The following is an 8,663-nucleotide window of genomic DNA, read 5'->3' as shown; positions in this document are numbered from 1 at the left end:
TCGGCGTGGCCTTGGCGAGATTGGCAAGGGCGGCGGCCGTGGCGTGTTGCTGCACGCGATGCTGGGCATCGATGCCGAGACGGGCGGCGTTCTGGGGCTGGTGGCGGGCCGGGTGTGGACGCGCGAGGGGCGTGTGGAGGTTGCTCATGCCAAGCGGCCTCTGTGCGACAAGGAGTCCGAGCGCTGGTTGAGCACGGCCGCGGCGGCCAAGCCGGTGTTGAAGTCGGCTGCACTGGTGACCGAGGTGAGCGACCGCGAGAGCGACATCTACAGCAAGTGGGCGCTTGTACCCGAACCCGGCTTCCACATTCTGACCCGCGCCATGCACGACCGCCGGATCCAGGGCGGCGGCAAGCTGTCGACCGCACCGCTGCAGGCCGCCGGAGAGGCCATGGTCGAGCTGCGCGCGCGGCCTGGTCGGGCGGCGCGCACGGCCCGGCTGGTGGCGAGCTTTGCCCAGGTCGAGGTCGTGCGCCCCGACAACACGATTGAAGAGGGCCTGCCCAAGACGGTGAGCGTGAGCTTGGTGCAGGTAACCGAGATCGACCCGCCGCAGGGCGCCGAGCCGATCCTGTGGCGACTGCTTACCACCCATCTCGTCCAGGACGCGGCCATGGCCTGGCGGATGGTCGATTGGTATCGCATGCGCTGGACCATCGAGCAGTTCTTCCGCACCCTCAAACAGCAGGGGCTTCAGCTGGAAGACAGCCAACTGGAGACCGCCGAACGGCTCGTCAAACTGACCGCCATCGCCGCGCGAGCCGCCTGTGTCGTCATGCAACTCGTCCAGGCCCGCGACGGCCGATCCGCACAACACGCCGCCATCGCCTTCACCCACGCCGAAATCGACACGCTTCAAGCCCTGCTGCCCACACTAGAGGGAAAAACCGCCCTGCAGAAGAATCCCCACGCCCCCCAATCCCTCGCTTGGGCCGCCTGGATTATCGCCAAACTCGGCGGCTGGGACGGCTATCCAAAGTCCAAAGCCCCAGGACCCATCACCTTCCGACACGGATTGCAGCACTTCCTGTCCATCGCCCATGGATGGGCGCTTCGAAATGTGTGAATCGCCTAGACGAAAATGGGGAGAGGTGGCTCGGCGAAGCCGAGACGGAGAGGGGACTGCGCCCTACGAAGGCCCCCTCTCCGGCCGCGGAGCCTGTCCTTGGGCTTGCCGAAGGCAAGACCCGTGGACAGCCACCTCTCCCCCGTTTCGCGACGGCGAGGAACGCAAGTCTTGAGGCTGGATCGGCAGCTTCTGCGACAGCGAGGCTCCCACTTGCCTCGCTTTGCCCGCTCCTGTATGAAATCCGCGATGAGCCCGCGCGCCACCTCTTTTGCGTCCCGTCGGACCGGCATTGCCGGCCAGACCGTTCGCGCGCTTGCCTCCACCCTGCTGCTTCTCGGCCTTATCGGCGATCGCCGGGTTCGCTGAAGGAGCGCCCGGCGGTCGAATTCGCCGCTCACGCGCACGCTCCTTGGCCAGTCACAAATTGGCACGTCACATCAAGCGAACGAAATTCTGGTAAAGGCGCCGCTCGCCACCAATCCGCCTGAAGCTGGATCCGCGAGCCGCCGGGAGAAAAGACGATGAACGCACGAGAAGATATCCGTCTGAATGTAGAGGAAACCGCCAAGCCCGCCAGGGGCATGCCGGACGCTGCCCGCAAATACCAACCCTATCCGACCGTCGGCCTTGCCGATCGCACCTGGCCTTCGAAAGTGATCGACAAGGCGCCGATCTGGTGCTCGGTGGACCTGCGCGACGGCAACCAGGCGCTGATCGATCCGATGGGTCAGGAACGCAAGGCGCGCATGTTCGCCCTGCTGCTCGACATGGGCTTCAAGGAGATCGAGATCGGCTTTCCGTCGGCCTCGCAGACCGACTTCGATTTCGCCCGCTGGTGCATCGAACAGGGCAACGTGCCCGCTGACGTCTCGCTGCAGGTGCTGGTGCAGTGCCGGCCGGAACTGATCACCCGCACTTTCGAGGCGCTGAAGGGCGCCACCAACCCGATCGTCCATTTCTACAACTCGACCAGCGAATTGCAGCGCCGCGTCGTCTTCGAGAAGGACGTCGCCGGCATCAAGCGCATCGCCACCGATGCGGCCAAGATGATCACCGACATGGCGGCCAAGGCCGGCGGCGGCTACCGTTTCGAATATTCGCCGGAGAGCTTTACCGGCACCGAGCTCGAAGTGGCGCTGGAGATCTGCAACGCGGTCACCGAGATCGTCAAGCCGACGGCGGAGAACAAGCTGATCATCAACCTGCCCTCCACGGTCGAGATGTCGACGCCCAACATCTACGCCGACCGCATCGAATGGATGTGCCGCAATCTCGACAACCGCGAGAACCTGTTGATCTCGCTGCATCCGCACAATGACCGCGGCACCGGCATCGCCACCACCGAACTCGGCCTGATGGCGGGCGCCGACCGCGTCGAAGGCACGCTGTTCGGCAACGGCGAGCGCACCGGCAATGTCGACATCGTGACGCTGGCGCTCAACATGTACACGCAAGGCGTCGATCCCGGGCTCGACTGCTCGGACATCAACCGCATGAAGGACGTCTACGAATATTCCAACCAGCTGAAGATCCCCGAGCGCCATCCCTATGTCGGCGAGCTCGTCTACACCGCCTTTTCCGGCTCGCACCAGGACGCCATCAACAAGGGCATGAAGGCGCTGCGCAAGGCCAACACGCCGCACTGGGAGGTGCCCTATCTGCCGATCGACCCGGCCGATGTCGGCCGCAGCTACGAAGCCATCATCCGCATCAACTCGCAGTCCGGCAAGGGCGGCATCGCCTATGTGCTGCATGCGGATTACGGCCTCAACCTGCCGCGCAACCTGCAGATCGAGTTCAGCCAGGCCATCCAGGCGATCACCGATGCCGAAGGCAAGGAGGTGCCGGCCAGGCGCATCTACGAGCGCTTTCTCGACACCTATGTCGACCAGCCCGGCGCGCGGCTGAAGTTCCTCGACCACCACACCTATCCCGACACCGAGGTCAAGGGCCGGCGCGTGGTCGAAGCGGTGATCCTCGACAAAGGCAAGGAGGTGACCATATCAGGCACCGGCACCGGCCCGATCGACGGCTTCGTCGATGCGCTGTCGCGCCATGTCGGGGTGCCGATGTCGGTGCTGGATTATTCCGAGCATTCCATGCAGCGCGGCTCGAATGCCTCGGCCATTTCCTATGTCGAGATGGAACATCCGGGCGGCAAGCTGTTCGGCGCCGGCATCAACACCAACATCGTCGCCGCCTCGCTCGAAGCCGTGGTTTCGGCGGCCAACCGCATCGTCGGCCGAAAGGGCGGCTAGCCGAGACCGCCAGGCCCGCGCATCAGCCCACCGGAAATTTTATCCGGTGGGTACGCTATCGCACCATAAGCAGATGCTTGTATGGCGGCGCCAGCGCGATATGATTGTACCTCAACCTGTGCCGAATTCGAAGGGATCGACACTTGCAGCATACCACGCCTGCCGCCCCCGCAGTGCGCGAAACGTTGGAGCGATTGCTTGCCAGCGAAACGTTCGGACGATCCGAGCGCGCGCGCAAGCTGCTCCGCTACCTCGTCGAGCGCGAGCAGGCAGGCGAAGCCGATAGGCTCAAGGGCTTCTCCATAGCGATGGACGTTTTCGGCAAGGACGGCGATTTCGACCCGTCGACCGATGCGGTGGTGCGGGTGCAGGCCGGCAGGCTGCGCGAGCTTCTGCAGCAGTATTTCGCCAATGAGGGCGTTGCCGAACCGGTCCGCATCGCCATTCCGCGCGGCGGCTATGTTCCGTCCTACGAGCTCAACGCCATTCGCTTGCCGGCAGAGGCTGAGGCAGAGAACAAGCCGCAGCCGGCGACAGAGGAGGCGGCGACCGCCCCGCTCGGCTCGCCGGAAGATGCCCGCAACCGGGCACATCCGGCTGCATTGCTGAGCGTTCCAGCCGTCGCCCCTGCTGCACCTTCGCTGCAGCGGCATTTGCAGTTCTTCTGGCTGGCGATCGCGCTGGTCATTCTCATGCTGGGTGTGCTGATCCTTCGCCAGGGCAGCGTGGTATTGCTGACCGGCGGCGACACGGCGGTCGAGACCGCTGTGGCGACCGGCAGCATAGCAGCGCCTCCGGTTGAAAACCTCCCCCAGGTCTACATCGCCATCAAGGCCGACAGCGACCTGGCTCGCCGTGTCGCCGCATCGCTGCGCGCCGGCCTCAGCGGCTTCGATACCATCAATTTCATCGGCCGTGATGCCGACAGCCCGCCCGATCCAGTAACCGACGCCGCCAGCTTCGTATTCGATGTCCTGCCCGGGCCGCGTAGCGGCGACATCATGCTCGAGCTGCAAAGCGTGGCGACCGGCCGCGTGCTGCTCTCACGCAACCTGACCGCCGGCGACAGCGCGAACACCGCCATCGAGGACCAGATCTCCGGCATTTTGAGCTCGGCTCTTCCCGCCTCGGGCACGATCTACAACTACATCGAGCAGAGCGGCATCCAGACCGGGCTGACGGCGTGTCTGGTGCTCAACGGCAAATATTATCTCGACCAGAACGCCCAGACGCACGGAGCCGCTTACCGCTGCCTCGAAGATCTTGCCAACCGGGAGGCGAAGTCGTCGCTCGTCTATTCGGAACTCGCTTCCTTGCATCTCGAAGCGGTCACCGACCACTATCCCTACCCCGCCGACGCGACGATCGACAAAGCGATGACGTTTGCCCATCGCGCCATCCAGATGGGCCCGACCAGCCCCTACGCGCACCGCGCCCTTGGTTATCTCAATTCGCGCATGGGCGATTCCGCGGAATCGATCCGCTGGATGCGCAAGGCCTATGAGCTCAATCCCTACGATCTCGCAATGGCAGCCGCCTATGGCTACGGGCTGGTTTTCGCCGGCAGGTACAGCGAGGGCACCCCGATCATCGCTCACGCGGTGGACATCGCCAGCGCCCATCCGACATGGTGGGATTACGGGCTGTTCGCCGGAGAGTTCATGATGGGCGACATTCACAAGGCCACGCTCGCCAGCGACGGCTTGCGAACGACGGAAATTAAATCGCATTATCTGGCGGCGCGGCTGATCGGCGCCAAGGCTGCCGGCCGCGAGAAGCTGGCGAGCAGGCTGCTGCAGGAACTGACCGCCAAATTCCCGAAATTCGCAGCCGATCCGCGCGCAACTTTCGTCGAACGAAGATATCCCGCCGATCTGACCAACCGGCTGGTGGAAGCCCTGCGCGCCGCCGGCCTTGGCGGCGCCAGCTGACGTCTCCCGGCGCGTGCACGACGTCAGGTGATCGCGAAGATTTTACTGGCCATCCGGACGGCCAAAGCGCAATTCAGACACAATTTGAACCGGCCAATCTGATCCCACATAGGTCTGATCCCGCATAAGACTGATCTCCGCATAAGTCTGACCTCCCGCAAAGACTGATCCGCATAAGACCGCCCCCGGCATCCTGACTGATCCCGGCACCAAGCCATAAAGTTTGCATGACCCCATCCCTTTACGCTGCCGAACGGGGCACCGGCCCGACAACGATCGCCTTCCTGCATGGTTTCGGTGGCTGCCACGACGACTGGCGCGACGTGGCCGAGTCTCTGGCGCCCGGCGCGCGGACCCTGGCCTATGATCTGCCGGGACATGGGCTGTCGCTCGATTTTCCGGGCGGCGGTCCGGCCAGGATTGCAGCCAGTGCCGTCCTTGCCGATCTTTCCGCTCGCGGGATAAAGCGGGCTCATCTCGTCGGTCATTCGATGGGCGGCGCCGTGGCCGCCCTGATGGCATTGAGCGAGCCTGAAAAGATGGCCTCGCTGACGCTGCTGTCGCCGGGCGGTTTTGGTCCTGAGATCAATGGTCCGCTGCTGCGTCGCTACGCCGCCGCTGCCGGCACGGATGAAATCCGCGCCTGTCTTGCCGCCATGTCGGGACCGCAAAGCCGGCCCTTGCAGCATAGGGTCGATCTCGTCAACGAGATGCGCCGGCGTCCCGGCCAGTCGCGGACACTTGTCGAGTTCGCAGCCGCCATGACCAGGGATGATCGGCAAGGCGTCATTCAGCGCGAACGGCTGGAAACGCTGAACATGCCGGTCATGGTGGTTTGGGGAACCGACGACGCGGTGCTGCCCGTCAGCCAGGCGGACGGCGTGCCGAAGCATTTTCATCTGCACCACGTGCTGGAAGCCGGCCATATGCTGGTCGAGGAAGCGCCCGGCCTGGTCGTCGAGGCCGTCCGTCGCAATATGCGACGCCGCAGCAGGCGGCTTCGTCCGGGATTCGCCGCTGCGGCGAGCTGATCGGTCTTCGCGCAGGCACGGCGGCGGCGCTGGTGCTGCTCCAGCGAACCCTTGCCCGCTCATCGATCTCGCAAGTGCATTTTGGCGACGGCTGTGTTAATTCGGTGTTAACCAAACCCCGCGAGGCAACGCCGATGAAGGACGCAGGCGAGAACATCACCCAGATCGATCAGTCGCGAAAACTGTCCGATGCCATTCGCGACGTCAAGAACGCCTTCGCCGACCGCGATGACGTCGTCGTCGAGATGCGCGAAGCGCATCGCATGCGGCTCGATCTGCTTGCCGCCGAACTCGCGCCGGTCTTCGGCGACGTACCCACCGATATGGACAGTTTCGACTTCGCCGTCTCGTCCGGCCTGCAACCACGGCTGTGGATCGACGCGGTCAGCCATGTCGCCATGGGACGCGACCGCCGCACCTACCGCTTTCTCAAGGACACGCGCATCGGCCGCGTCGTGCTCGCCGAGTCGACCGAGATGAAGGTCGTTGCCGATCAGGTGACGCGCTATGTCGCCGAGCGCGTCGTCGAACGCCAGAGGATGATGGAAGGCGGCATCGAGCAGGCCGTCGCCGGCCTGAAACGCGCCCTGGTGGCGGAGGCTGAGCCGCCGCTGCATGTCCCTGCGCGCAGCAACGGCTGGTCGGCGTTCTTCTCGGGCCTCGGCCTGATCGCCGCCGGCGCCCTGGTCGGCCTGGCGATTTCGCTCGTGCTGTTCTGGGACCGCATCGTCGCGATGAAAATCAGCTTTTAAAGCATTTGCAGCCAAGTGATGTCACTTGGCGTCGCAGAGTGCGGCTGACGACCGGCGAGACGCTCCCATCTGAGTTCACCGCGCCCCGGCAAGCGTGGCCTCGGCCCCCACGCCAAGCTCCATTGTCTGCAGGTCGCTGGGCGGCAATGCCGGCCCGGTCAGGCCGCGGCGCGTCAGCCTGATCCGCCAATTGTCCTTTTCACCGTCGATGTCGAGCAGATTGTATTGCGCCGGCGCATGCGAACTGCCGGGCGCCTGCCCCGCGGCGGCGACCCCGACCACCGGAATTTTGATCTTGCGGGCGCCGATGAAGAACAGCGACGGCACATGCGAATGGCCGTGCAGCACAAGCTCGGCGCCGTGCCGGTGAAGAACCTTGTGGAAGCGCGAGATGCCGAACAGCCGCTTGTTCTGCGAAACGGCGCCGCGCACCGGCGGGTGGTGGATCATGATCACCCGGAACAGGCCCTGCTTGCTCGTGGCGTCGAGGATGCCGCGCAGCCTTTCCGCCTGGCCTTCCAGAAAGAAGCCGTTGGCCATGAAGGGAGCCGTGGCGCGCGCCGTGGAGACGCCGATCAACGCAACATCGCCGCGCACGCGCAGATACGGAAAGGTGTTGCGGTCGACCGGCGTATTGACGCCGTCGCCGGTCATCCACGCCGCCCAGGACCGGCAGGTCTTGTCGAAGGCGCCCGGCACATAGGCGTCATGGTTTCCCGGCACGACCGACACGTCATTGGGCGAGCCCAGCGTCTCCAGCCAGTGCTTGGCCATCTCGAGCTCACCGTCGAGCGCCAGATTGACCAGGTCACCGGTGATGGTGAGATGGTCCGGCCCGCTGGCCTTCATGTCGGCGACGATCGTGTCGATGACGGCATCGTGCATGTAGCGGCGGCGGTTGCGCTGCCAATTGACGTAACCGACCACGCGCTTGGAGGCGAGATCGCGATAGGTTACATCGGGAAGCGGCCCCAGATGGACATCGGAAATATGCGCGAGCCTGAACATCTTTTCTTCATAGGCGAGCCGCGCGCGGCTTTCCACTCACGGTTTCGCGGACGATGACGCCGGATCCGGAGCAAGCCCTGCGCCAGACCGGCTGGCCGGGCTTCAGGGCAAGGCTGTTTCACCTGTATTTCGTACTGCGGCGGCCGATGACGCTCGGCGTGCGCGGCTTGATCCACGACCGCCGCTCCAATTCCGTCTTCCTCATCCGCCACACCTATGTCCCGGGCTGGCACCTGCCCGGCGGTGGCGTCGAGTTGGGCGAGACGATGATCGAAGCGCTGACGCGCGAACTGTTCGAGGAAGGCAACATCGCGCTGACCGGACCGCCGGTGCTGAAGTCGCTGCATTTCAACCGCCGCGCCAGCCGCCGCGACCATGTCGGCCTCTATCTGGTCGAAGAGTTCGACCAACCAAGCCCTAAGCTGCCCGACCGCGAAATCGCCGAAGCCGGCTTCTTCCCGCTCGACCGCTTGCCCCAGGGAACGACGCCGGCGACGCTGCGGCGGATTGCCGAGGTTTTTGGGGGGAATTCGGCATCGCCTTACTGGTAGATCATCTCTTCAACAGCTTTGGCTGCGTCGGTATAGACCGGCAGCATTCATTGTTCTCAGAGA

General features: G+C 64.5%; 7 protein-coding genes. 6 read left to right on the top strand and 1 reads right to left on the bottom strand.

Features of this window, described 5'->3' with window-relative positions; translation table 11 throughout:
* From NKI24_RS20295 to NKI24_RS20275, 5 genes are all read left to right on the top strand, one after another.
* Positions 1–1,066 (top strand): IS4 family transposase (locus NKI24_RS20295; RefSeq protein ID WP_352747795.1); only part of this gene is annotated, 1,066 nt, incomplete at its 5' end.
* A 524-nt stretch (positions 1,067–1,590) separates the two neighbouring features.
* Positions 1,591–3,327: a 2-isopropylmalate synthase gene (leuA, locus tag NKI24_RS20290; protein ID WP_352452905.1), complete on the top strand. Its 1,737-nt coding sequence runs from the start codon at positions 1,591–1,593 to the stop codon at positions 3,325–3,327.
* A 143-nt stretch (positions 3,328–3,470) separates the two neighbouring features.
* Positions 3,471–5,258, top strand: coding sequence for a tetratricopeptide repeat protein (locus NKI24_RS20285; protein ID WP_352747792.1), 1,788 nt, complete (start codon positions 3,471–3,473; stop codon positions 5,256–5,258).
* A gap of 227 nt (positions 5,259–5,485) precedes the next feature.
* Positions 5,486–6,289 (top strand): alpha/beta fold hydrolase, encoded by an 804-nt coding sequence (locus NKI24_RS20280; RefSeq protein ID WP_352680920.1) that lies wholly within the window; start codon positions 5,486–5,488, stop codon positions 6,287–6,289.
* Between the two features lie 134 nt (positions 6,290–6,423).
* Positions 6,424–7,041, top strand: coding sequence for a hypothetical protein (locus NKI24_RS20275; RefSeq protein ID WP_352452908.1), 618 nt, complete (start codon positions 6,424–6,426; stop codon positions 7,039–7,041).
* A 75-nt stretch (positions 7,042–7,116) separates the two neighbouring features.
* Here the strand turns inward: NKI24_RS20275 and NKI24_RS20270 are convergent, their stop codons facing one another.
* The gene (locus tag NKI24_RS20270; RefSeq protein ID WP_352747807.1) at positions 7,117–8,049 is read right to left on the bottom strand and encodes a metallophosphoesterase family protein; all 933 of its coding nucleotides are present in this window, start codon (positions 8,047–8,049) and stop codon (positions 7,117–7,119) included.
* Positions 8,050–8,102: 53 nt separating this feature from the next.
* Between NKI24_RS20270 and NKI24_RS20265 the strand changes: the two genes are divergently transcribed.
* Positions 8,103–8,600 (top strand): NUDIX domain-containing protein, encoded by a 498-nt coding sequence (locus NKI24_RS20265; RefSeq protein ID WP_352743336.1) that lies wholly within the window; start codon positions 8,103–8,105, stop codon positions 8,598–8,600.
* The last annotated feature ends 63 nt before the right edge of the window (positions 8,601–8,663 follow it).

This window comes from Mesorhizobium sp. M0701 (assembly GCF_040320365.1).
In the GTDB taxonomy this organism is placed as follows: Bacteria; Pseudomonadota; Alphaproteobacteria; order Rhizobiales; family Rhizobiaceae; genus Mesorhizobium.
This window is presented reverse-complemented; position numbering and strand designations above follow the sequence as displayed.